The 22,361-nt window shown below is 68.4% G+C and carries 20 protein-coding genes and 1 pseudogene; 12 read left to right on the top strand and 9 right to left on the bottom strand.

Features of this window, described 5'->3' with window-relative positions:
* The 3 genes and pseudogenes from ABFS34_07645 to ABFS34_07635 all read left to right on the top strand — a co-directional run.
* Window positions 1-1,042 (top strand): DUF11 domain-containing protein (locus ABFS34_07645; GenBank protein ID MEN8375306.1); only part of this gene is annotated, 1,042 nt, incomplete at its 5' end.
* 137 nt (window positions 1,043-1,179) lie between these two features.
* A pseudogene (locus ABFS34_07640) lies at window positions 1,180-1,653 on the top strand (peptidylprolyl isomerase).
* Window positions 1,654-1,870: 217 nt separating this feature from the next.
* Entirely contained in the window at window positions 1,871-3,715 is a 1,845-nt protein-coding gene (locus ABFS34_07635) for a multicopper oxidase domain-containing protein (protein ID MEN8375305.1), read from the top strand.
* Window positions 3,716-3,759: 44 nt separating this feature from the next.
* Here the strand turns inward: ABFS34_07635 and ABFS34_07630 are convergent, their stop codons facing one another.
* Window positions 3,760-4,617 carry a cyclase family protein gene (locus ABFS34_07630; protein ID MEN8375304.1) on the bottom strand — a complete coding sequence of 286 codons (858 nt, stop codon included), beginning with the start codon at window positions 4,615-4,617 and terminating at the stop codon, window positions 3,760-3,762.
* Between the two features lie 101 nt (window positions 4,618-4,718).
* Window positions 4,719-6,359 (bottom strand): succinic semialdehyde dehydrogenase, encoded by a 1,641-nt coding sequence (locus ABFS34_07625; protein MEN8375303.1) that lies wholly within the window; start codon window positions 6,357-6,359, stop codon window positions 4,719-4,721.
* Window positions 6,360-6,536: 177 nt separating this feature from the next.
* Between ABFS34_07625 and ABFS34_07620 the strand changes: the two genes are divergently transcribed.
* Window positions 6,537-7,631 carry a TerC family protein gene (locus tag ABFS34_07620; GenBank protein ID MEN8375302.1) on the top strand — a complete coding sequence of 365 codons (1,095 nt, stop codon included), beginning with the start codon at window positions 6,537-6,539 and terminating at the stop codon, window positions 7,629-7,631.
* 13 nt (window positions 7,632-7,644) lie between these two features.
* On the opposite strand, the gene ABFS34_07615 is transcribed toward ABFS34_07620, so the two are convergent.
* From ABFS34_07615 to ABFS34_07605, 3 genes are read right to left on the bottom strand one after another with little or no spacing between them, the layout of a single operon-like run.
* Window positions 7,645-8,997, bottom strand: a complete 1,353-nt coding sequence (locus tag ABFS34_07615) for an MATE family efflux transporter (GenBank protein ID MEN8375301.1) — start codon at window positions 8,995-8,997, stop codon at window positions 7,645-7,647.
* A 4-nt stretch (window positions 8,998-9,001) separates the two neighbouring features.
* Window positions 9,002-9,508: a DUF1440 domain-containing protein gene (locus ABFS34_07610; protein ID MEN8375300.1), complete on the bottom strand. Its 507-nt coding sequence runs from the start codon at window positions 9,506-9,508 to the stop codon at window positions 9,002-9,004.
* Window positions 9,509-9,526: 18 nt separating this feature from the next.
* Window positions 9,527-10,288, bottom strand: a complete 762-nt coding sequence (locus ABFS34_07605; protein MEN8375299.1) for a rhomboid family intramembrane serine protease — start codon at window positions 10,286-10,288, stop codon at window positions 9,527-9,529.
* Window positions 10,289-10,477: 189 nt separating this feature from the next.
* Here ABFS34_07605 and dacB point away from each other — a divergent pair, with 189 nt between their 5' ends.
* Window positions 10,478-11,947 (top strand): D-alanyl-D-alanine carboxypeptidase/D-alanyl-D-alanine-endopeptidase, encoded by a 1,470-nt coding sequence (gene dacB, locus ABFS34_07600; GenBank protein ID MEN8375298.1) that lies wholly within the window; start codon window positions 10,478-10,480, stop codon window positions 11,945-11,947.
* 109 nt (window positions 11,948-12,056) lie between these two features.
* Here the strand turns inward: dacB and ABFS34_07595 are convergent, their stop codons facing one another.
* From ABFS34_07595 to ABFS34_07585, 3 genes are all read right to left on the bottom strand, one after another.
* Entirely contained in the window at window positions 12,057-12,815 is a 759-nt protein-coding gene (locus ABFS34_07595; GenBank protein ID MEN8375297.1) for a zf-HC2 domain-containing protein, read from the bottom strand.
* Window positions 12,793-13,287, bottom strand: a complete 495-nt coding sequence (locus ABFS34_07590) for a sigma-70 family RNA polymerase sigma factor (protein ID MEN8375296.1) — start codon at window positions 13,285-13,287, stop codon at window positions 12,793-12,795. Before ABFS34_07590 ends, ABFS34_07595 begins: the two co-directional genes overlap by 23 nt.
* A gap of 73 nt (window positions 13,288-13,360) precedes the next feature.
* Window positions 13,361-15,661: a TonB-dependent receptor gene (locus ABFS34_07585; GenBank protein MEN8375295.1), complete on the bottom strand. Its 2,301-nt coding sequence runs from the start codon at window positions 15,659-15,661 to the stop codon at window positions 13,361-13,363.
* A gap of 178 nt (window positions 15,662-15,839) precedes the next feature.
* Here ABFS34_07585 and ABFS34_07580 point away from each other — a divergent pair, with 178 nt between their 5' ends.
* The 5 genes from ABFS34_07580 to ABFS34_07560 all read left to right on the top strand — a co-directional run bounded on the left by ABFS34_07580 (window position 15,840) and on the right by ABFS34_07560 (window position 18,779).
* Entirely contained in the window at window positions 15,840-16,139 is a 300-nt protein-coding gene (locus ABFS34_07580; GenBank protein MEN8375294.1) for a hypothetical protein, read from the top strand.
* A 175-nt stretch (window positions 16,140-16,314) separates the two neighbouring features.
* Window positions 16,315-17,388 (top strand): potassium channel protein, encoded by a 1,074-nt coding sequence (locus ABFS34_07575; protein ID MEN8375293.1) that lies wholly within the window; start codon window positions 16,315-16,317, stop codon window positions 17,386-17,388.
* A gap of 76 nt (window positions 17,389-17,464) precedes the next feature.
* Entirely contained in the window at window positions 17,465-18,019 is a 555-nt protein-coding gene (locus ABFS34_07570) for a sigma-70 family RNA polymerase sigma factor (protein ID MEN8375292.1), read from the top strand.
* Between the two features lie 14 nt (window positions 18,020-18,033).
* A complete protein-coding gene (locus ABFS34_07565) occupies window positions 18,034-18,450 on the top strand; it encodes a zf-HC2 domain-containing protein (GenBank protein ID MEN8375291.1) in 417 nt (138 codons plus the stop codon).
* Window positions 18,447-18,779 carry a YbjQ family protein gene (locus ABFS34_07560; protein ID MEN8375290.1) on the top strand — a complete coding sequence of 111 codons (333 nt, stop codon included), beginning with the start codon at window positions 18,447-18,449 and terminating at the stop codon, window positions 18,777-18,779. The genes ABFS34_07565 and ABFS34_07560 overlap by 4 nt, the downstream gene beginning before the upstream one ends.
* A 14-nt stretch (window positions 18,780-18,793) precedes the next feature.
* Here the strand turns inward: ABFS34_07560 and ABFS34_07555 are convergent, their stop codons facing one another.
* A complete protein-coding gene (locus ABFS34_07555; GenBank protein MEN8375289.1) occupies window positions 18,794-18,994 on the bottom strand; it encodes a hypothetical protein in 201 nt (66 codons plus the stop codon).
* Between the two features lie 196 nt (window positions 18,995-19,190).
* Between ABFS34_07555 and ABFS34_07550 the strand changes: the two genes are divergently transcribed.
* Both ABFS34_07550 and ABFS34_07545 read left to right on the top strand, forming a co-directional pair.
* Window positions 19,191-19,526 carry a PadR family transcriptional regulator gene (locus tag ABFS34_07550; GenBank protein MEN8375288.1) on the top strand — a complete coding sequence of 112 codons (336 nt, stop codon included), beginning with the start codon at window positions 19,191-19,193 and terminating at the stop codon, window positions 19,524-19,526.
* Window positions 19,527-19,535: 9 nt separating this feature from the next.
* Window positions 19,536-22,265, top strand: a complete 2,730-nt coding sequence (locus ABFS34_07545) for an ABC transporter permease (GenBank protein MEN8375287.1) — start codon at window positions 19,536-19,538, stop codon at window positions 22,263-22,265.
* Window positions 22,266-22,361 lie beyond the last annotated feature (96 nt).

Raw genomic sequence — 22,361 nt, 5'->3', positions numbered from 1 at the left:
GGTCCAGTGCCCGGACATCGACATCCGGAAGACGGCGGCGGCCGACACGGTCAGCGCCGGCGACACGATCAGCTTCACGATCGAGGTCTGGAACGACGGCCCGGGCGACGCCGACAACGTCACGCTGACCGACACGCTGCCGAACGGCGGGCTGAGCTGGTTCGAGGATCCGGCCAACGCCGACTGCTCGATCACGAGCGGCATCCTGACCTGTGACTTCGGCACGCTGATGGAGGACGACACGTCCTCGGTCACCGTCAGCGCGGAGACCGACACGGCCGACTGCGGCACGGTGACCAACACCGGCCACGCGGTCGCCGACAACGACACGTCGGTCATGGACATCGACTCGCTGGTCGTCCAGTGCCCCGGCGTGGGCTTCATCCTCCTCGACGAGGACGCGATCGACAACGGTCTGCCGCCGAACTTCTTCAACGCCCCGCAGGTCAACGACAACATTGCGGACATTGGCCTGCGCAAGCAGTTGAAGTTCTTCGCGCAGAACGTGGGGGACACGATCACGTTGTACAGCGGCGAGGTGGGCGACGAGGGCTGGTTCTCGCCTCAGACCATACCGGACTCCTGGGCGAACGCCGGGCCGACGGGGGATGGTCTCCGTAACTTCGTAGGTGATCCGACCAACCCGCCCAGCTACAGCGTGGGCCCGGGGCTGGGCACAGGCGCCGACCCTGAGATCCTGTTGGACGAGATTCCGGACGTGATTCCGTTGCGTGCGGACGGGCTCTACATGCTCATCGGGATGACGCTCTGCGCGGTCGTCTATGACAGCGACATCAGCATCAACTACGGGCCGATTCAGGGCAACCTGCAGGGCGCCAACCTCGGCACCGTGGCGTTCCTGGTGCTGGACGTGCGTACTCTGCTGGGCCTCTCCTCATCGACGCTGCCCGAGGTCGACATCCTGATCCTGGACGCCGATGTGGTGTGCAACAATACTTTGACGCTGAAGGAGGGCGTGCCGATTCCCGACACCTCGTCCGAGCCGTTCGATATCCTCGTGCCGCCTGACGAGAACCCTTGAAGGAAACCGCGTCGGCTGCTGTGGGGAGGTGACCTCGCAGCGGCCGGGGCGACAACTGGCTAGGTTGGATCACCCGGACCGGCGCTTCGGCGCCGGTCCGCTTCCATCATGGCGACGAAATGAATCGGGAGATCTTCTTGGCAAACCGCACCGCCACGTTCAACACCAATCACGGCTCCTTCAGCGTCGAGCTGTTCGAGGCCCGCGCTCCGAAGACGACGGGCAACTTCATCGACCTGATCGAAAAGGGCTTCTACGACGGGGTGATCTTCCACCGGATCATCGCGGGATTCATGCTTCAGGGAGGAGACCCCACCGGCACCGGACGGGGAGGCCCGGGCTACACCATCCCCGACGAGTTCCACCCTGAGCTGCGTCACGACGGCGCGGGAATCCTGTCGATGGCCAACGCGGGGCCGAACAGCGGCGGCTCGCAGTTCTTCATCACCCTCGCCGCGACCAACTGGCTGGACGGCAAACACGCGGTGTTCGGCAGAGTCGTCGAAGGCATGGACGTCATCGAGGCGATCGGAGGGGTGGCTACCGACCGGTCCGACAAGCCGTCCGAGCCGGTCGAGATCGAGTCAATCGAGCTGAGCGCCGCCTCCTAGCCGCCGCGCTGCTTTTCGGCCATCCGGGCATCCCCCCGCGCCCGCCGACCTCCGGCGCGGGGGGAAGGACTCTCGCCTTGTTGCGCGCCCGAGGCGCGGGCCCAACGTTGTGTCCGGGAGGACCCACGGCGTAGGGGGACGCCGACCCCGCCTCCATCCGCTCGGACGCGGATCGACTGAACGGCCAACACAATCCAACCCCGACGAGGGATCGATAATGCGCGCTTTGCGACTGGCGTTCGTGCTGCTCTTGGCTTTCGGTGAGCCCATCGCCGCGCAGCGGGCGCCGAGGCCCGTGCGTACCCACGGCAACGAGGTGGCCGCGGGAGTCGTGGCCGACGGCGTGCTCGACGTCGATCTGGTGATCGGCAAGGGGAACTGGAAGCCCGAGGCGGAAGACGGGATCGCGCTGACGGTCATGGCGTTCGGCGAGCGCGGCAGGGGGCTCAGCGTCCCCGGGCCCCTCCTGCGAGTCCCGGCGGGCACCGAGGTGCGCGCCAGGATTCGCAACAACGTGGGCGTCGCGGTGTTCGTGCACGGGCTCTTTGACCGATCCGTGGAGCCGCTCTCCGAGGCGCCCCCGCCCGTGCTCATCAGGCCCGGGAAGACCAGCGAGGTGCGCTTCCGGGCCGACGCTCCGGGCTCCTTCTCCTACTGGGCATCGACCAACATCATCGCCGAAGTGGGTGGCGATCGGGGCCATGACAACATGATGCTGGGCGCGTTGGTGATCGACGAGCCGGGCCCGACTCCCCCCGACCAGGTGTTCGTGATCGGCGTGTGGGAGGAGGCGCCGAACCGGACCGACCCCGACGCGGATCGGCGCCAGACCCTGGTGATCAACGGCAAATCATGGCCGCACACGGAGCGTCTGGTCTACACCGTAGGCGACACCATCCGCTGGCGCTGGATCAACGCCTCGGAGCGCGGGCACCCCATGCACCTGCACGGCTACTTCTTCCGCGTCGACGGCAAGGGCGACTTCGTGGCGAGCGAGACATTCGACCCCGCGATGCGCCGTCAGGCGGTGACCGAGCAGCTCGAGCCGGGCGAGTCCATGTACGTGACCTGGTCGCCCCCGGATCATCCCGGCAACTGGATCTTCCACTGCCACCTGAGCTACCACGTGAACGGCGCGCTGCGCCTCACCCCGGTGGCGGACGGAGAGCACGCTCCCCACATGGCCGGGCTGGCGCTGGGCATCGAGGTGCGCCCCGATCCGGATGATCCGGACGCCTATCGCTGGAGCACGGAGCGCACGCTACAGCTCCACGCGGAGACGATCGAGGATCAGTGGGAGGAGATGGACGGGCTCGCGTTCCGTCTGGCGGGCGATCGCGTGGAGCCGATGGAGTCGGCCACGATCCCGGGTCCGCCCTTGATACTGACGCGCGGGGAGGCGACCGCGGTCCAGGTCATCAATCACCTGGACGAGTCGACGAGTATCCACTGGCACGGCCTGGAACTCGAGAGCTACTCCGACGGCGTGCCCGATTGGAGCGGCACTGCGGGGCGGATCGCGCACCCGGTGGAGCCGGGCGACACCTTCGAGGCGCACCTGACGCTCAAGCGCCCCGGGACGTTCATCTACCACAGCCACCTGCGCGACATCCGCCAGCTCAGTCGGGGCATGTACGGCGCCATCCTGGTGCTCGAGCCGGGCGAGGAGTACGACCCCGCCACCGACCACCTCTTCGTCCTGGGGTGGGGCGGCGGCGACGCCCCGCCGACGTGGGAGCTGAACGGGTCGAGCGATCCGGAGGGGCGCGAAATCGCGGTGGGGGTGTCGCAGCGATTGCGCTTCGTGAACATCGCGCCGGCCGCGCCCAGGGAACTCCGCCTGCGCGATCCCGACGGCCAGCTCATGCAATGGCGACGCGTCGCCGAGGATGGCGCGGCTGTGGGCGCCGCCCGCGCCCACCCGGTACCCGCGGTGGGTGAAGTGGACGTGGGAGAGACGCTGGACGTCAGCTTCACCCCCGATCGTCCGGGCACCTACGTGCTGGAGGTTCCGCGCTGGCCGGGGCAGCCGCCGTTCCGCGTTGCGCTCACCGCGCGCTAGGAAGCCCATCTCGAGCCGGGCCCAGGGCGGGGCCCGGCCTCGCCTCACCTCGGGACCAACGCGATCGCTCGAAGCGGTCCCCCCGAGCCGCCTCCGATCTTCATCGGTAGCGCGACGACTATCGCTCCGGTCGAGGGCAATTCTGCCAGGTTCGTCAGATTCTCCAGCCCCGGTACGTTGCGCGCCATCGCGAGCTGGTGCACCTGGAAATCGGTGGACCGACCGTAGTCGATCGACCCGACGTCGGCGCCGAGCGCTGCGACGCCTCGCTCCTCCACCAGTTTGCGTGCGGCGTCCACACCGAAGCTCGGGAAGTGCAGGTTGGACGCGTCGCCCGGCGTGTCGTCGCCCAGGTAGGCCGCCGCGTCCGGCCAGCGCGCGTCCCACCCCGTCCTGAGCAGCACGATGGAACCCTCCGCGATGACGCCATGCTCGGCCTCGAACGCCGCCACGTCCTGCGCCGACAGCAGGTAGTCGGGGTCCGCCGCGGCGCGCTCGGTCACGTCGATCACCACCGCCGGGGCGACGAGCCGCTCCAGCGGCACCTCGTCCGTGGCGTGCCCGTTGCGCGCGAAGTGGAGGGGCGCGTCGAGGTGCGTGCCGCCGTGCTCGGGGGTCGCGAACGTGAACGCCGAATAGAAGAAACCACCCGGCCCGTCGCCGTACGCCAGCGTATCGAGCTCGAAGCGCGTCGGCGACGTAGGCCAGAACACGGTGCTCTCGTCGAAAGTATGGGTCAGGTCGACCAGCCTGACGAGCTCGGGGTCGATCAGTCCGGCTATGCCGCCGGCTTCCACAGGGGGTGAATCCGCCGCGGCGTCTACCGCCCCTCCGGGCTCGCCCGGCCCCGCGCAGCCGCCCAACGCGAGGCCGCACAGCAGACCGAGGGCAGCGCGCGGCATCCTCGCTCTGCGCCGTGGTAGGGATGCGTGTTTCCGCAGACTCTTCAGCAGCACGGTCGCGCTCCTCTCCCCATGTCGATCCTCCGCCGACGGATACGGGATCAGGGTCCTCGCAGTCGTCGCACGGTCCGCAACGTCGATAGTACCGCTTTCGCGACGGTGCCGTGTCCGACGCCGGCCGGTGCGGCCAGCGGGTGTCCGGTCTGCGCGGCGATGGTCTGCGACTCGGTGAATTGAAGGAGCCCCTCGTCCCCGTGCCTGCGCCCCACGCCCGACGCACCCATGCCGCCCATGGGGGCGTCCACCGAACCCCAGGCGGCGGCGTATCCTTCGTTGAGGTTCACCGTGCCGGCGCGCACGCGCGCGGCGAACCGACGCCCTCGCGCCAGGTCGCGCGTCCAGACGCTCGCGTTGAAGCCGTAGCTGCCCTCGTTCGTCCGCGCGAGCGCCTCGGCTTCGTCGGCCACCGGGTACAGCGCCGCCACCGGCCCGAAGGTCTCCTCGTGCCTGGCCGCTGCCCCTTCGGGCACGCGCTCGAGGACGGTCGGCTCGTGGAAGAACGGGCCCAGGTCTGGCCGGCGGCGTCCCCCCACCAGGACCCCCGCCCCGCGGGACGTGGCGTCCTCGACGTGCGCCCGGGTCTTGTCGAGCTGGGTGGCGGACAGGAGCGAGCCGACGTCGGCCTCGTAGTCGAGGCCCGGCCGGACGACCAGATTCGGCACGGCGCCGGCGAGCGCCCTCCGCATATCGTCGTACAGCGCACGGTGGACGTAGATGCGCTCCAGGGAGATGCAAAGCTGGCCGGCGTTGGCGAAGCAGCCGCGCAGCGCCCCGTGGACGGCGCGATCCAGGTCCGCGTCCTCCAGCACGACCATGGCGTTTTTGCCGCCCAGCTCGAGCGTCATGCCGATCAGCCTGCCGGCGGCGCGACGGGCCACCTCGCGGCCCGTGGCGGTGCTGCCCGTGAACATCAAGAAGTCCGCCGCGTCGACGACGGCGCCGCCCGCCACCGGGCCGTCACCCGGCGTCACTTGGAAGATGTCCCGCGGCACCCCGGCCTCGCGCATCGCCTCGGCGATCCACAGCGCGCTGAGGGTGGTCTGCGGGTCTGGCTTGACCACCACCGCGTTGCCCGCGATCAGCGCCGGCGCGGCGTCGGTGGCGGCGAGCGTGAGGGGGTAGTTCCACGGCGCTATCACTCCGACCACGCCGTGGGGCCGGCGCAGCTCCCACACCCGGGTCAGGAAGGGGATCAGCCCCGCGCGCCTGCGTGGCCGCAACAGGTGCGCGCCCTTGCGGGCGTAGTGGCGGGTCACGACGGCTATGTCGGCGAGTTCCTCGAAGGCGTCCCGCCGGGCCTTGCCCGTCTCGAGCTGTACCAGGTCCAGCGCCTCTTCATTGCGTTCCAGCACCAGGTCGTGGAAGGCCAGCAGACGCCGCGCTCTCTCCTCCACGGGCACACGCGCCCAGGCGGCTTGCGCGACCCTGCCCCGTCGCACCGCTTCTCGCACCCCGGCCGCGCCGTTCAGCGGCAGGTCGACGAGTCGTGCCTCCGTCCAGGGGAGCCGCACCTCGCGGAACTCGGCGGCGTCGGTTGAGGCTTGGGCCAGCAGGTCGGACAGGCGCCCATCGTCCAGCCGGGACGCGGCAAGATAGTCGGGCGAGCGGCGCGACGTGCTCACGTCGGACGTAGCTGGGCCGGGAGCGCGGATCGGATCGCCGGCGCGCGCCTCTTCGCTCATAGTGGCCCCGTGGAGAAGATCGGCACACCTGCCGTCGATGCGCCGTGTGCGGTACGTTTCGGGGCGGACCATAGCGGCGGTCGTCGTGCCGCTGCAAATTCCCGGTTCACTGATTGATCATGTGCTGTCTGCGTTCCTGGAGGCGGTCGATCCTCGGCGCGGCGGCGTGGACATAGAATGACCCAGACCTGGTTCTGGATCGCCTTCGCGGTGATCCTGCTCGCGATGCTGGCGCTGGATCTCGGAGTCGTCCACAAACGGGCGCACGCCGTATCGCTGCGCGAGGCGGCGGTGTGGAGCGCCATCTGGGTCACGCTGTCGCTGTTGTTCGGGCTGGGCGTGTGGATCTTCATGGGCCCCACCAAGGGGCTCGAGTTCTACACGGGCTACCTGATCGAGAAGGCGTTGTCGGTCGACAACATCTTCGTCTTCGTCCTGATCTTCTCCTATTTCCGCGTTCCCGCCGAGCTGCAGCACAGGGTGCTCTTCTGGGGCGTGCTGGGTGCCCTGGGGATGAGGGGCGTGTTCATCTGGGCGGGGGTGCTGCTGCTCGAGCAGTTCCACTGGGTCCTCTACGCCTTCGGGGCGTTTCTCGTCTGGACCGGCATCAGGATGGTGCGCACGCGGCCCCACATCGACCCCGCGCACAACCCCGTGCTCAAGCTCCTGCAGCGCGTGCTGCCCGTCACCAAGTCCTATCACGGCAAGCGGTTCTGTGTCCCCAGGCCGGACGGCGAGAACGGTCGCATGGCGTACTACGCCACGCCGCTTCTGATCGTGCTCGTGTTGGTCGAGACCACCGATCTGATCTTCGCGCTGGACTCCATCCCGGCGGTGTTCGCCATAACGCGAGATCCGTTCATCGTGTACACGTCCAACATCCTTGCCGTGGTGGGTCTGCGCGCCCTGTACTTCCTTCTGGCCGGGGTGATCGAGCGTTTCCACTACCTGAAGTACGGCCTGGCGGCGGTGCTGGTCTTCGTAGGGACGAAGATGCTCACCGAAGACGTGGTGCACGTGCCGATCGCGTTCTCGCTGGGCATGGTGGGAGCCCTGCTGTCGGCGTCCGTGTTGATCTCGCTGCGGAGGCCGGTGCCGACCGCGCTGCCGGTGGGGCCGCGTCTTTCGCGCAAGCGACCCGATGCGCCGCCCGTGCCGGCATCTCTGGATGAGCTGGTGCCCGGCGAGATCGGCGCTCGCGAAACCGCGTTCACCGCCGAGGAGACTCCGCCCGACGGCTCGGCGCAGGCGGAAACCCGGTCGCCCACCTAGGCGCGCCCGGTGCTCACGCGCCCGCCCGACCCGGCAGGTCGCTGCGCCAGAGGCTGTGTCGAACCCGTACCAGCAGGGCGCCGGCGGCAAGCGCGAGCCCGATGGAAAGCCCTATCCACACACCCGCCGGGCCGACCCCGAGCGGGAAGGCGAGCAGCCACCCCACGGGCGCGCCGACTCCCCAGTACGAGAACGCGGCGATCAGCATGGGGATGCGCGTGTCCGCAACGCCCCTCAGCACGCACATGCCGGCCACCTGGGCGCCGTCGAACACCTGGAACAGCGCTGCTACCAGGAGCAATCCCGTCGCGATCCCGACGACCTCGGGGTCCTCCGTGTACAGCCCTACCAGCCAGTCGGGCAGGGTCAGGAAGGCGGCGGCGAACACCGCCATGAAGCCGATCGCGAGCAGGTAGGTGGACGCGGCCGCCAGGCGCACGCGGTGGTCGCGCCGAGCGCCGACGTGTTGCCCAACCCGGATGGTACCCGCCAGGCTCGTGCCGAGCGCCACCATGAACGTGGTGGCGGCGAGGTTGATGGTGACCTGGTGCGCCGCCAGGGCCGAGGCGCCGAACCATCCCATCATCAACGCCGCGAAGCTGAACACGCCGACCTCGAGACCGATCTGGCCTCCGATCGGCGCGCCGATGCGGGCGATGTGCGCCATGCGGCGGAGCCGAGGCCGGTGGCTCACGTCGGCGAAGGGGCGCAGTCCCGGGTGGCGCGCGAGGTAGACGCCCATGGCGACCAGCAGCGCGCCCCGCACAGCCGACGTCGCCCAGGCGCTGCCGAGTGCTCCCATGGCGGGAATCACATCGGCCACGCCGTAGATCAGCGCCCAGTCCGCCAGCACGTTCAGCCCCAGGCCGGACAGCAGGAATACCATCGACGGCTTGGTGAACCCAAGGCCTTCAATGAACTGGCGCAACGCAGTGAACAGCATGAGGGGCACTATGCCCGGCGCGAGCGCGACCAGGTAACTGCCCGCCAGATCCGCCACGGCTGGCTCCTGACCCAGCAGACGCGCCAGCCAGGGACCGAACAGGGATACGACGACCAGCGGGATGGAGACGAGGAAGGCCAGCCAGAGGCCCTGCACCAGCACGCGCCTGGCTTCGGGCCGATCGCCCGCGCCTTCCGCCTGGCTCACCAGCGGCGTCATGCCCAGGACGATCCCGGTCCCGACCATGATCAGGAAGACGTGGACGGCGACCGCGGCCGCCATGGAGGCAAGCGGCACGGGGCCCAGCGGGGCGACCATCAGCGTATCGACGGTGGTCATGCCGATGGTGGCCACGTGCGATATGACGAGCGGGCCGGCGAGCCGCAGGAGTCCGCCGGCTTCCTCCCAGAAATCAGCTTTCACGAGCTCAGGTAATGCGATCCAGCACGGAGAGCGTGGCGTCGGCAACGACGCCGAAGACGATGTGACTGGCCAGGCCGCGGGTGTCCGCGTTCCACGGGAACGCGGAGGGCGGCGCGCGCAATCCGAGTGCGCTGACCAGGCCCTCGTCGATCAACACGAAGAACGACGACCCGAAACCCATTCGCTGCCTGCGATTCAGGAGGGGCACGCGCGGCCGGATCACTCCATAGACGGCCCCCGCCCCCACCCCGAGACCCCAGCGAAGCGGGCTGGAGTCACGACGCGTGACGGCCCCAGAGGGCGCCTCCGAGCTTTCCTGACCGGTGTCGACGGCCTGGCCGCTCGCCGGCTTCGCAGAGCCACCTTCGCCGACCGCGAAGCGGCGAATCGCCGAGGCCAGCTCGCCGCGGCCTTCGATCACGTCGGCCGCGCGGTCGACGGCCCATGTGGCGACCGCTCCGGCGATCGCACCGCGGACCAGATCCGTGGCCATCCTGCTGCGTCTACTCATCACGACTCCGCGACGTGGTCACTGCGTCGCCATGCGGTCCAGGAATGCGCGCTCGTCCGTGCTCAGGCTCGCCGGCCCCGACTCACGAAGCTTCTCGAACAGGCGGTCGACCTCGGCGCGGTTGATCTCGTGCAATGCTTCTATCTCGATGCCGTCCCAGCGGTTCGTGTCACCGCGTACGTCCTCCGCGAAACGTTGAAGGCGGGCGACCCGCGATTCCTTGACCATGGAGCGCTTGCGGCGTCGCCAGCGAAGGTACCCCCACCCGCCGACCAGTCCCCCCAGGTGCGCGAAATGGGCGACCCCGTCCTGCGCCCCCGAGAAGCCGCCGAACAGCGAGATGCCGATGTAGGCCACCACGAGTACCATCGCGGGGACCGGAATCACGAAGTAGAGATAGATCGGCTGCCTCGGCCAAAAAAGGGCGTACCCGATGATGACGCCCAGCACCGCCCCGGAGGCGCCCACCACCGCCGCGTACGGCGCGAAGACGAGCGAGAAGCCGGCCGCGACCAGTCCGCTAATGAAGTACAAGCGCGCGAAGTCTCTACTTCCCAGGCGCATCTCCAGGCGGGGGCCGAAGAAGAAGATGCCGATCATGTTGAATACCAGGTGGGGCACGCCCGCGTGCAGGAACATGTACGTGAACGGCGTCCACGGCTCGCGCAGGACCTCGCGCGGGAATAACGCGAACCAGCGCATCACCTGCGGACCATACATTTCCGTCAGCACGAAAACCGCTATGTTCGCCAACAATAGTCGGCCAACCCACTTCGTCATCGCATGCTCGTTGATGGGGCAGGGGAGGTTCATCCCGCGCCCGGAGGACGCCCGGACGCGCCCGGAAGATCCCCCCTCGCCGCGCACGGTCGCAACCCCGATTGGCGGTTCACCCGTCAAAGACGGAGCGGCCGACCAGCTCGGAGGCGTACGGTCGACAATAACACCCCACGGGAGGGCAGTGAATCGATGAAGATGTTCGGGAGAGCCCCACTGGGGGTCGCCCTCGGGATCTTTCTGGCCAGTCCGTCGGTCGGGCAGCAGCAAGAGGCGGTCGCTCCTCCGATCGGCGACCAGGTGCTCGACGTGATCGGCACTGCGGATTGGCACCGGGCCCACTGGGGCATCGACGTGCGCGACGCCGCGACCGGCGAGCGCGTGCTCGGGCACAACGCGGAGCGACTGTTCGTCCCGGCTTCGAACCTGAAGCTCGTCGTCGCGGCGGCGGCGGCTCACCTTCTGGGCGGGGATTTCCGGTACTCGACCGAGTTCTTCCGGACCGGCCCCCTGAACGGCGAGACCATCGAGGGCGACGTGGTCGTCTACGGCACCGGCGACCCCAATCTATCGGGACGCTTCGACCGGCCCATGACCGCGGACCTGGCAGCCTTCGCGGACTCTCTGCTGGAGAGGGGAGTGCGCCGCGTCGATGGGGGCATCGTCGCCGACGTTTCGCACTGGGACCACGAGCCGCTCCACACCGACTGGGAGCACTACGACATGCGCTGGTGGTACGCGGCCCCGACCGGTCCCCTGGGATTCAACGACAACGCCATCGACTTCACGATCCGGCCGGGCGCGCCCGGCGGGCCGGCACGCGTGTCGTGGAAGCCCGACACGGACTCGTTCGTGTTCCTGAACGAGACGCGCACCAGCGCCGCCGGCGGCGACGCGACCTGGGACTTCGACAGGGTCCCCGGAACGGACACGATCTTCGCGTACGGAGAGATGCCGGCCGACGCGAGGGCCAAGACCGAGCACTTCTCGGTGCGCGATCCGGCCCTCTTTTTCGGCATGATGCTTGGCCAGGTTCTGGCGGAGCGAGGGATCGAGGTCGTCCGACCGGGCGTCGCGGTGATCCGGGACCGGCTCGACAGCGCCGGCGCGGAGCGCGAGCCGCTGTTCACATACTGGTCGCGGCCCCTTGCGGACGTTCTCGGTCCCATCCTCCGGCGCAGCCAGAACTGGTTCGCCGAACAACTGCTGAAGACGCTGGGTCGCGAAATACGCGAGGAGGGGAGCTGGGAAGCCGGACTGGAGGTCGTCGAGACCTATCTGCGAGAAGACGTCGGTCTCGATTCCCTGGACTTCAGCCTCAGAGATGCGTCCGGCCTCGCTGCCGGCAATCTGATCACGCCGGCGGCGCTGGCGGAGATTCTCGTGCACCTCCACGGGACCGAGGCCGGCGAGCTGGTGTGGGACGCTCTGCCAGCGTCGGCCGAGGCGGGCGGGTCTCTGCGCGCCCGGTTCCTGGAGCTGCCTGGGAGAGTACGCGCCAAGACGGGCCACATTCGCAACGTCGACTCGCTGACCGGCTTCGTCCGCGCTGCCTCCGGACGCCTGCTGGCGTTCAGCGTGATCGTCAACGGCACACCCGCGACTTCGGCCGCGACCAGTGACGCGATCGACCAGGTCGTGCGCATCGTGGCCAAGATGTAGGCGCGTCCGAAAACTTTTTCCCGCGTCCGGTGGGAGCGGTGACAGGGTCGAAAAAAAGGCCCCGCGTCCTTTGACGCGGGGCCTTTCCCACCGGTTGCGGTCGAGGCTGTCAGGGGGCTAGCCGGAAGCGGAATCCGCCCTGGAAACCTTCGGCGTCTTCGCGGACGCTGAAGAGCCGGTCGGCCGCCTTGACGACGGCCGTCTCGCCGTTCACGACCACGCGCCCCGACGTCAGGCTGGCGGGCAAGCCGACTTCGACATTGGACACGCCCGGTGCCACTACCGTGGCGCTTCCCGGACCCGCGCGATACGTCACTCCGGTCGCTCCGTCGCCGATCCGTACTTCGCCCACGTTGCCCGAGTCCAGGCGCACGGTGACCAGCGTGCCCGGCGCGAGGTCTTCCAGCAGCACTTCCAGCGTCCCGGCGCGGGGCTGCACGGTAAACAACGCCTCTCCGCTCGGCTCGGGCGGCGCGGGGACGAGCTCAACCGGTTCGGCCGGAGCTTCCGTGACGCCGCGGACAGCGCGCACGGCGTCGCCGATCCAGCCGGTGGTGGCCTCGAGAACCGCCGCGGAGCCCGCCAGCAGAACCACGAGGCCGGCGGCGCGCGCGAACGCTCGGGCCGCGGGCACGCGCCTGCGCACGAATGCGGGATGCGGAGCCTCGCGGTCCACGGCCTCGGTCAGCGTCTGGCCGTGAACCATGGCGCTGAGATGCCCCGCCGCGGCGCGTAACTCCTCCAGCGAGCGGGCGCACACCGAGCATGCAAGGACGTGCGCGGCAACGGAAGCACGGTCGGCTTCCGCTAGCTCGCCATCCAGGTACGCCTGGAGCAGGCCTTCGTCAGGAAGATGCGTCGTTTCCATTCTCATTTCTGTATTCGACCGCGAATCGCCTCAGAGCTCGGGCAATCAACGTGCCGACCGAACTCGCCGCGACATCGATCGTGGCTGCGATCTCCCTGTAGGAGAACCCTTCTTCACGCAGCAGCAGGATCTTGCGATCCCTCTCGGGCAACCGATCCAGCACTCCCCGCACCCGGTCCACCGCTTCGCGGCGTTCGGTCAGTTCGTCCGGTCGCGCCGGCTGACTGCTGAGTTGTTCCACTTTCGGCCCCAAACGGCGCCGCGTTTCCGCCCGGCGTGCCCCGTCGCGCACGTAGTTGGTGGCGACGGTAAAGAGCCACGGCTTCGCCTCGTTTTCAGGCAGATCGCGCCGCAGCAAACTCAGAAAGGCCTCCTGAGTCGCATCCTCCGCCGTATCGACGTCACCGGTAAGTCGACACACGTAGCGGAACAGCGCGGCGTAGTGCCGCCGGTAAATCTCGTCGAAATTCAATTAGCCGGTGATCCCGCCGATCTGCCTGGTTGAAACGCGGAACGAAGCTCGTTTGTGACAGGGGGCACGCCGCTCAGAAGGCCCAGCGAACGCCAACGATGGGCAGAAACTTCGTGGCATCGGCGTCGGCTGATGACGGGTCGTTCGGGTCGACCTGGATGAACATCGCCTCTCGCTGGTCGAGGCCGTTCAGCACCCGGATGTACACGGTGAGTTCGGAGGGCTGCACCGGATCGCTGCCCGTCCAGGTCCGCGCGAACTCTCCTTCCAGCCGCAGGTAGGAGCCGGCGGCCAACTCACGGGCGCCCGGTACGGATCCGTCTTCCGTTTCGGGGCCGGGCGTCGTGGAGAAGCTGAGCGATGGCGCGGCCTGCTCCTGCGGAGGCTCGACCGGTCCGCTCGGTATGGCGGTGAAGGGCAGGCCGGCCGCGTAGGTGGACCTGAACTTCAGCGACGTGGCTCCCAGGCTCATTCCGAGTGTGGCGTCGACCAACTCGCGCCCAGCGAAGACGCTGCGCGCGAAACGAGGATCGCCGCTCGACCAGACCCAGCCGCGCGTGTATCCCACCGAGGCCTCGAGGATCGATCCCGACCGGACCATCACCAACTCGAGGCCCGTGGTCTCCACGTCCGAGCCGAGGTCCTTGGCGGGGGTGTCGAAGTCCTTGTAGAACCCCTCCACTCCCAGCCGGAACCCGTTCCCGAGGAGTCGCTCGAGCTTGGCGACGAAGTGCGTGGCGCCGGCCACATCGAGCAGGCTTCCTTGTGGCGGCTCCGGCTCCCGCTGCTCGAGCGCCGCGGCGATATCGATGAGCTCTTCGGCGCTCGGGAAGTTCTGGGCGTTCTGCACGAACTGGTGGTAGCGGCCGACGCCGACCGTAACGACCGCCGCCGGCGTCGCGCGCCAGCGCACGGAGGCACGCGGAGCCAGGCGCAGATCGAAGCCGTCGCGCTCGCTGGTAGCGAAGCCGCTCGTCCGTATTCCTCCCGACAAAAGTACCGCCGGGGAGACTACGAACTGCGCCGAAGCGTACCCGCCCACGGCGTCGCCGCGTACATCGACGGAGGTGGAAACAGGAAGCTGCAGCTCGGCCAGGAAGCTGGTCGCTTCGTGTCGGAGCCTGGTTCGATCGAAGGCCAGTCCGAACTCCATCCGGAAGGGGCCGCGATCGTGCGTGACATCGGCGGCGAGGCGCCGGCGCTCGTTGGTTCCTTCGAGCACGGCCGGGCGCGGCCCGGCGACCGGTAGGCGCGTCTTGAAGTCGCCGTACGCGGCGGTGATCACCGCGCTGCCGTCGCCAACGTCCTTCTCGACTCGGATAGATCCGGCCAGGTTGCCCCAATGGACCGGGTCGTCACCGAGAATGGCCTCCCCGAGGTCCACGCTTTCGCGGTTCCAGTATCCGGACACCGACAATTCACCATCGTCGCCGAGCGCCCGATCGACCCGCCCGAACGCCTCTCCATAACCGGAAGGCAGCCGCTTGGCACCAAACGCGTCCGCGCCCAGCCCGTGTACTCCACGTCCGGCCAGGAGCACGTTGGTCTCGCCCGCCGGCGTGCCTTCGAATACGACGCTCGCTACCGCCAGATCGATCGCCCCTTCGCTCCTCAGGGCACCGCTGCGGCCCGAGCGCGTCTCGAGATCGAGGATATAGGAAACCCCGCCATCATAGCGGGGCGATGCGCCGCCGCTGCGAACGCGGCCCTCGCTGAGTAGCCCGGGAAAGAACGGGTCGGCCATCCCCCCGAGATGCACGGGCGCGTACACGGGCGCGCCATCGAGATAGACCGCGCGCAAGTCCGCCGCCGCGCCTCGCACGAACAGCACATCCGAGGCATCGGGTGGTTCGGCTCCGCCGCCCCGCAGGGCATCGACCAGCCCCAACTCGGCCATCCCCGGAGCTCCCAACGCACCGACCCTGCTGCCGACCATCGACTCGTCGACGGAAAGAGAGGGGTCCGGCAGCGTGTCCGGCGCCAGTCCAAGCCTGCGGCGAGATACGCGCAGCGTATCCAGGGGGACCGGCCTCATCTCCAGCGCGAACTCGAGGTTCACCGTGGAGCGCGGAGCCACCGTTATGGCCACCTCGAGAGGAACGTGGTCGAGGTGGAACGCGCGCACCGTGCGCAAGCCGACGGGCACCGCGCCGAGCACGTAGTTACCGTTCAGGTCGGTAACGGCGACGAGTTCTTCCGCGCCGACGATTTCCACCAACGCGGTGGCGACGGGAAGGCCCGTCTGCTCGCTTACGACGCGCCCTCGGATCGTTCCGAGATTGAGGTCGTTGAGGGCGATCTGAGCGTACGTCTCTCCAGGCCCCTGCTGGAAGGCAGCGGCGACGATAAGCGCAGAGGAGAGAAAGGCGCCCAATGGCTGGTCCTGTCGGAGTGGTTTACAGTATCAAAACATGCGCGAAGGCTCGAATCGGCGCCAGCCTCTTCGAGATACGCGCGCGTGTGGAGGCAAACGCCCGCGCGCTCGGAATCGTTCCCCCCGGGCAGGCACGTCCGGCGGGCGCAGAGAACGGCTTCGGGGAGCGCTGGTCCAGTTGGAGAACCGCTCCGCGGCGCTGGGGAACAGACTGCGCGAGGGGCTCCGGGCGATTTCGGGATTCCGCCTGTACGGGCCCAGCGACCCTCCCCGCACGCCGACGGTTTCGTTCTCGGTGGGGTCGCGGGTCGCCGAGGACGTGGCCAGCCGGCTATCCGACGAGTGGGGCCTGTTCCTCAGCCACGGAGACTTCTACGCTCCGACCGTCGTCGAACGCTACGGCGCGCCGCCGGGCGGATTCGATGCGCGCCGGCTGCGCCTGCTACACGACAGCCGCCGAAGTGGATCGCCTGCTTGAGGCGGTTGAGAGCCTGGCGGCCACGTGACGCTTGCCGTGAGCGGGCCGAGGCGCCCATCCTCACGGTTCATGCGCTACCCCGGCATCGGCCCACGAGCGAACGGACGCACGCAGGGATGCCCACGCCAAGAATCGAAAGCAGTCTCATCCGGCCGCGCGCCTCTGGACGTGCCCGGTGAATCGCCCCCGTCCCCCTACAGGGAGGATCAGCGGACGTTCTCTGGACAGGTTTCTGTCCGATCCGGTAAACCAGCTCCAGTTGTCGCTGTTCGTACTCGTGATGCTGGTCGTTTTCGGGTCGCTGGGCTACATCCTGATCGAGCGGATGAGCCCCGTCGAGGCGCTGTACATGACGGTGATCACCTTGAGTACGGTGGGCTTCCAGGAGGTGCGGCCGCTCAGCACCGCGGGGATGATATTCACCGTCGGCTTGATCATGCTCGGGCTGCTGCTCGTAACCTGGGCGGTGCGCAACGCGGCGGAGATCGCGCTCGGGCACAACCTCTTCTACTCGGTACGGCGACGTCGCATGAAGGAACGCATCGCGCAGGCGCGTGACCACTATCTGGTGTGCGGATACGGTGCCCTCGGCCGGCAGATCGTGCGCGAGCTGACGGCTCGCGGCGAGCAGTTCGTCGTGGTCGAGAGCGCCGAGGCACTCGAGGAAGAGTTACTCGAGTCGCACGTCCCCGTCATCCTCGGAGACGCCACCCACGACGAAACGCTGCTGGATGCGGGCGTCGAGCGCGCTAGGGGCGTGGTGGCCGCTCTGGGAACCGACGCGGACAACGTGCTGACCGTGCTGACCGCGCGGGAGCTGAATCCCGGGCTGCTGATCGTGGCCCGTGCCGCTTCGGACACTTCGGAGAGCAAGCTGCGCCGGGCGGGGGCCGACCGCATTGTCACCCCCGATACGATCGGCGGGCACAGGCTCGCCATAGCGCTCGTGCGGCCGGCCGTGCACGACTTCATGAGCCGCATCTTCCACGTGGGCGATGAACTCGACGTGGACGTGGGGCAGGTGACCGTGCAAGCCGGCTCCGTGCTCGAGGGCCAGACCCTCAGTACCTGCGATCTGCGGAGTCAGTGGAACGTCACCATTCTGGCGATCGAGATGCCCGACAAGAAGTTCATCCTTACCCCCCCCGCGGGTCATCGGCTCACCGAGGGGGAGACGCTGATAGTGATCGGGCCGGCGGAATCCATCTACATGCTCGAGGCGCAGTACGCGCTCGCCGCCAGCGCCTGACGGTGGCCGTGAAGAAATGACCGAGCGCCCCCGTACTCCATCCGAATCGCCCTATGCGGTGAACACGGAGCCAGCGGTGGAGCGCGAACTGATCCTCAAGTGCCGAAGCGGCGACACCCGCTTCTTCGAACCGCTCGTGCGAGCGTACGAGCCGGCCGCCCTTCGCGTGGCCACGGGGATCCTCGGACACCCGGACGAGGCCCGCGATGGCGTCCAGGAGGCGTTCATCAAGGCCTGGCAGGCGCTGCCTCGTTTCGACGTGAAACGTCGCTTCGGGCCCTGGTTCTTCCAGATCCTCCGCAATCACTGCCGGGACATGATTCGCGGTCGCCGATCGCGCTCCAACTACGAGGTGAAGGACGAGCGGCTGGAGGCGCGCCCGGCGGGCGAGCGGGCGAGTCCGGAGCGGGACCGCCAGCGGGCGGCGACCCGCGAAGTGATCAGGCGGGCTCTCGACGATCTCGGCGAGGAGCACCGCGACATACTGATCCTCAAGGAAATCCAGGGATTTCGCTACGCCGAGATCGCCGAGATCCTGGAAATCCCGGAAGGCACCGTCGCGAGTCGGCTGTACCACGCGCGGCGTGCCCTCAAGGACGCGCTGGTGGAGCTCGGCGCGGACGAAATGTAGGAGAAGGCCCAGGTATGGAGCATGTGACGCACGAGGAGCTGATGCGGTGGCTAGACGAAGAGCTGCCGCTGGAGCGGGCCGCCGCGCTGGCGGAGCACATGGAGCGGTGCACGGAATGCCGTCGCGAGCGCGTGGTGTTCGAGACTCTTGGCGGCGAGCTGCGCATGGCGGTGGACGCGCCCTCGCCGGGTCAAGCTTGGCCGGGCGTGCAGAAGCGTATCTCCCGACCGATCGGCTGGGGGCTCTTCGTGGTCGGGCTCGCGGTGTGGGTCGTGTACGGGGTGGTCAGCTACGCGCTGTCGCCGATCGCCCTGTGGGAGAAGCTCGCCAGCGGCGGCATAGCCATCGGTCTGGCGATGCTGTTGGGAAGCGTCCTGCGCGAACACTATCTCGCGTGGCGCAAGGACCCCTACAGACACGTGCAACGATGATCATAGTCACGACCGACAACGTCCCCGGTCATGAGGTAGCGGAATCGCTGGGGCTGGTGAGGGGAAACACAATCCGTGCGCGCTTCATCGGCAAGGACATCCTGGCCATGTTCAGACACGTCGCGGGCGGCGAGATCAAGGAGTACGTGAAGATGATGGCCGAGGCTCGCGAGCAGGCCATCGACCGCATGATCGAGGAAGCCGAATCGCTGGGTGCTAACGCCGTGGTCGGGTTGCGCTTCCAGACCGCCATGGTCATGCAGGGAGCCGCCGAGATCATGGCGTACGGCACTGCTGTCAGGCTGAGGGCCGTGGGCCCGGGCGCCTGACCTCCAGCGTCCGGCTATGGGCTGCCTACGGGAGTGACAGGCTCCAGGTAGCCCCAAGCCGTGAGTACGATTATGCACAGCAGGGCCCCGTAGGCAACGTAGGTAAGCACACGGCTCGATCGGCCGCGGGCCGCACCGCGGTCGATGAATGGGATGGCCGCGCGCACCAGCCCGGCCAACCCGAATGCGGCGACTCCCACCAGCTCTCCGTTCACCCCCAGAATGTGACTCGGCAGGAACTTCAGCGTCCGTCAAGTAGGGATAAATCCTTATTTTACAACGATTTGCAGGGGATTTTTCCACGCTCCTGTGGGGGATACCAAGGGCCTCTCACGGGGCGCTGTGGTTCCCCTTGACAATCTAGGGGGAGTGGTGCGACCATCACCCCTAGAGCTTCTAGGGGGAGAACCGATGAGCCAACTTCAGGGCAACGATCTGCTGCAGGGCACGCTGGACATGCTGATCCTCCGCACTCTTCGGCTGGAGTCGATGCACGGGTGGGGAGTCTCGCGAAGGATCCGCGAGCGATCCGATGACATCCTGCACCTGAATCAGGGGTCGCTGTATCCCGCGCTCCATCGGCTGGAACGCCGCGGGCTAATAGCGTCTGAGTGGGGGACTTCCGAGAACAACCGCCGCGCCAAGTTCTACCGCCTTACGATGCGCGGAGAGCGACACCTGGCCCGGGAGACCGAGAGTTGGCGACGCTTCGCGAAGGCCGTCGATCTCGTTCTCGCGGGGGCGTGAGGGGCGCGCATGGGAGACCTTCGCGACGACCTGCGCCGCTGGCTCAGCTGGCTCCGCCCCAGGGACGAGGAACGCCACCTGACGGACGAGATCCGGTTCCACATCGAGCGTGAGGCGGAAGAGTACGTGAGCGCGGGGATGTCCGCGGAGGAAGCGCGGCGCGAGGCCCTCCGCCAGTTCGGCGGCATCGACAAATTCGCGGAGGAGTCGAGGGACGCGCGCCCCACGCGCTGGGCGGAGGACCTGTACCGAGATGTCCGGGTCGGCGTCCGTTCCTTGCTGCGAGACCCGGCCTATGGCGTCGTCGCGGTCCTCGCCCTCGCCATCGGGATCGGGGCCGCCACGTTCGTCTATACCGCGGTCCGCGGCGTACTCCTCGACCCGCTACCGTATCCGAACGCGGAGCGCGTGGTGACGCTGTGGGAGACGAACGCGACGACCGGCGAGAACCACCTGCAGGCGTCACCGGGAAACGTGCTGGACTGGATCGAGCGCAGCCAGGCGCTCGAGCGGATCGCCATGGCCGAGCCATGGGGCGGCGACGTCATGGTGGACGGGCGACCCGTGGCCGTCCCCGCGTGGGCGGTCTCCGAGGGCTACTTCGAGGTCTTCGGGGTTCGGCCCTTCCTGGGCCGTGCGTTCGTCCCGGAGGAGTACCGCGACTCCCTTCAAAGCGCGCTGATGGTTTCACACGCATCGTGGCTCGAACGCTTCTCGGCCGACCCCGATGTCGTCGGTACCGCGGTCGTCGTGGACGGCACGCCGCGCACGATCGTGGGGGTGTTGCCCCCGGGTTTCTCGTATCCGGCCATGATCGTCGGTGACGGGGGCTGGCCGGAGAGTTCGAAGGAGTTCTGGTATCCCCGGCCGCAGCGGCCCGGGGACATCCGCACGAGGTCAGGCAACTGGATTCCCGCGGTCGGACTGCTGCGCGATGGCGCGAGCATGGAGCGGGCGCAGGCCGATCTGAATCGCGTCGCGGCACTGATCGGGGACGAGCTCCCGGCCACCAACGCCAACCTCGGCGTGCGCGCGATTCCCCTTCGCGACGAGTTGCTCGGAGAGGCGGGACGGTTGCTCACGCTGCTCGCCGGCGTGGTGGGAGTACTGCTTGTTCTCGCGGCGGCCAACGTGGCGAGCCTGGTCCTGGCGCGAGCAACGGCGCGCGAACGGGAATTCGCCATCCGGGGCGCGGTAGGGGCGGCCCGCGGGCGACTCGTGCGGCAGATCCTGGCCGAAAGCGCGCTTCTTATCGCCGTAGGCGCCGGCCTCGGCCTCGGGCTGGCTTGGGTGGCGGTCGACCTTTTCGCGGCTGTGGCCGCCGGATCTCTGCCGCGCGTGGGCAGCCTCCAGGTGGACGGCGGCGTGGCGCTGTTCGCGCTGGGATTGTCAGCGCTGGTCACCGCCTTCGCCGGCCTGCTGCCGGCGTTGCGCTTCGCCCGGCCCGACCTGGCGGCCACGATCGGCGACGGCTCACGAGGTAGCACCGGCGGACCCGGAAGAGGGCGCGCGCAGAACGCGCTCGTCGTGGCCCAGGTAGCGCTCGCGCTGGTCTTGCTGATCGGGGCCGGGTTGCTCACGCGCAGCTTCCTGCGTCTGCTCGACAACGACATCGGCTTCGAACCCGCGGGCCTCGCGACGGTGCAGGCGTTCATCCACGACGTGACGGAGTCCGCCGCCGAACGGGTCTCGTTCGTCCGGTCGGTGTCCGAGAGAATCAGCGGTCTTCCGGGCGTGGATCACGCGGCCATGGTGTCCGCCTTCCCGTTCCACCCCGAGCAGATCGACCAGCGCTTCAACTTCGGCGTCGTGGGCCGGCCGAATCCGGCGGGTTCGGAGCCGCCTTCCGCGCAGGGCACCACGATTACGCCCGGGTACTTCGAGGCGATGGGGATTCCGATCCTGCAGGGGCGGGACTTCGACGACTTCGACCGTGCCGCTTGGACGACCGCGGAGGCCGCCACCGGGGACGGCACGGCCCGCGCTCCCTCCGGTCGGCCCGTGGCGATCGTCAGCGAGACCGTAGCGCGCCGCCACTGGCCGGGGGAGAACCCCGTCGGCCAGCGCATCCATAGCATGCGAGAAGGCGCCCCGGAGGTCGAGATCGTTGGCGTGGTCGGCGACGTGCGACCGTACGGGTACGATACCGATCCGCGCGCGGAGATCTACTTCCCGCACGCCTGGAACGGCACGGGTTCCGTTACGTGGGTTGCGCGGGCCAGCGCCCCGGGCGGCGCGACGGCCCTCGTGAACGGGATGCGTGAGGCGGTGTGGGCTCAGGCGCCCAGCCAGTCCATCTATCACGCCGCCACATCGGAAGAGATGATCGCCACGAGCGTCGCCGCTCGGCGATTCAATCTCGCGCTGATCCTGGCCTTTTCCATCGTGGCCCTGGTGCTGGCGTTGATCGGCATCTACGGGTTGATGGCCTACGCCACCGCGCGCCGAACGGGCGAGTTCGGCATACGCCTGGCGCTGGGAGCCGGTCGCGGGGACATCGTCCGGCTGGTGCTCGGCAGGGCGGCGAAACTCGCCCTGGCCGGCGTCGCGCTCGGTGTGCTGGCGGCGCTCGTTCTCACACGTTTCGCGTCGAGTCTGCTGTACGGGGTGCCGCCCAACGACCCACTCACCTTCGTGGCACTGGCGGGGTTGCTGGTCGGCACCGGCATGCTTGCCGGCTACCTGCCGGCGCGTCGAGCCGCGGCAACCGACCCGATGGAGGCGCTGCGGGCGGAGTAGGGCGCCGTCGCCGGCCTGGGCAGCGCGGCGGGTGAAACTTTCGCGGGCCTATCCCGAAGGGTCCAAGCGCCGGCGGGCCCCGACAGGGTGAGCCGC

The organism is Gemmatimonadota bacterium (assembly GCA_039715185.1).
In the GTDB taxonomy this organism is placed as follows: domain Bacteria; phylum Gemmatimonadota; class Gemmatimonadetes; order Longimicrobiales; family RSA9; genus DATHRK01.
This window is presented reverse-complemented; position numbering and strand designations above follow the sequence as displayed.

Coding starts and splice junctions, on each gene's coding strand:
- ABFS34_07545 (MEN8375287.1), top strand. CDS start 19,536: ATGGGAGACCTTCGCGACGACCTGCGCCGCTGGCTCAGCTGGCTCCGC.
- ABFS34_07605 (MEN8375299.1), bottom strand. CDS start 10,288: ATGACGAAGTGGGTTGGCCGACTATTGTTGGCGAACATAGCGGTTTTC.
- ABFS34_07625 (MEN8375303.1), bottom strand. CDS start 6,359: ATGAGCGAAGAGGCGCGCGCCGGCGATCCGATCCGCGCTCCCGGCCCA.
- ABFS34_07620 (MEN8375302.1), top strand. CDS start 6,537: ATGACCCAGACCTGGTTCTGGATCGCCTTCGCGGTGATCCTGCTCGCG.
- ABFS34_07595 (MEN8375297.1), bottom strand. CDS start 12,815: ATGGAAACGACGCATCTTCCTGACGAAGGCCTGCTCCAGGCGTACCTG.
- ABFS34_07635 (MEN8375305.1), top strand. CDS start 1,871: ATGCGCGCTTTGCGACTGGCGTTCGTGCTGCTCTTGGCTTTCGGTGAG.
- dacB (MEN8375298.1), top strand. CDS start 10,478: ATGAAGATGTTCGGGAGAGCCCCACTGGGGGTCGCCCTCGGGATCTTT.
- ABFS34_07610 (MEN8375300.1), bottom strand. CDS start 9,508: ATGAGTAGACGCAGCAGGATGGCCACGGATCTGGTCCGCGGTGCGATC.
- ABFS34_07560 (MEN8375290.1), top strand. CDS start 18,447: ATGATCATAGTCACGACCGACAACGTCCCCGGTCATGAGGTAGCGGAA.
- ABFS34_07550 (MEN8375288.1), top strand. CDS start 19,191: ATGAGCCAACTTCAGGGCAACGATCTGCTGCAGGGCACGCTGGACATG.
- ABFS34_07565 (MEN8375291.1), top strand. CDS start 18,034: ATGGAGCATGTGACGCACGAGGAGCTGATGCGGTGGCTAGACGAAGAG.
- ABFS34_07630 (MEN8375304.1), bottom strand. CDS start 4,617: ATGCCGCGCGCTGCCCTCGGTCTGCTGTGCGGCCTCGCGTTGGGCGGC.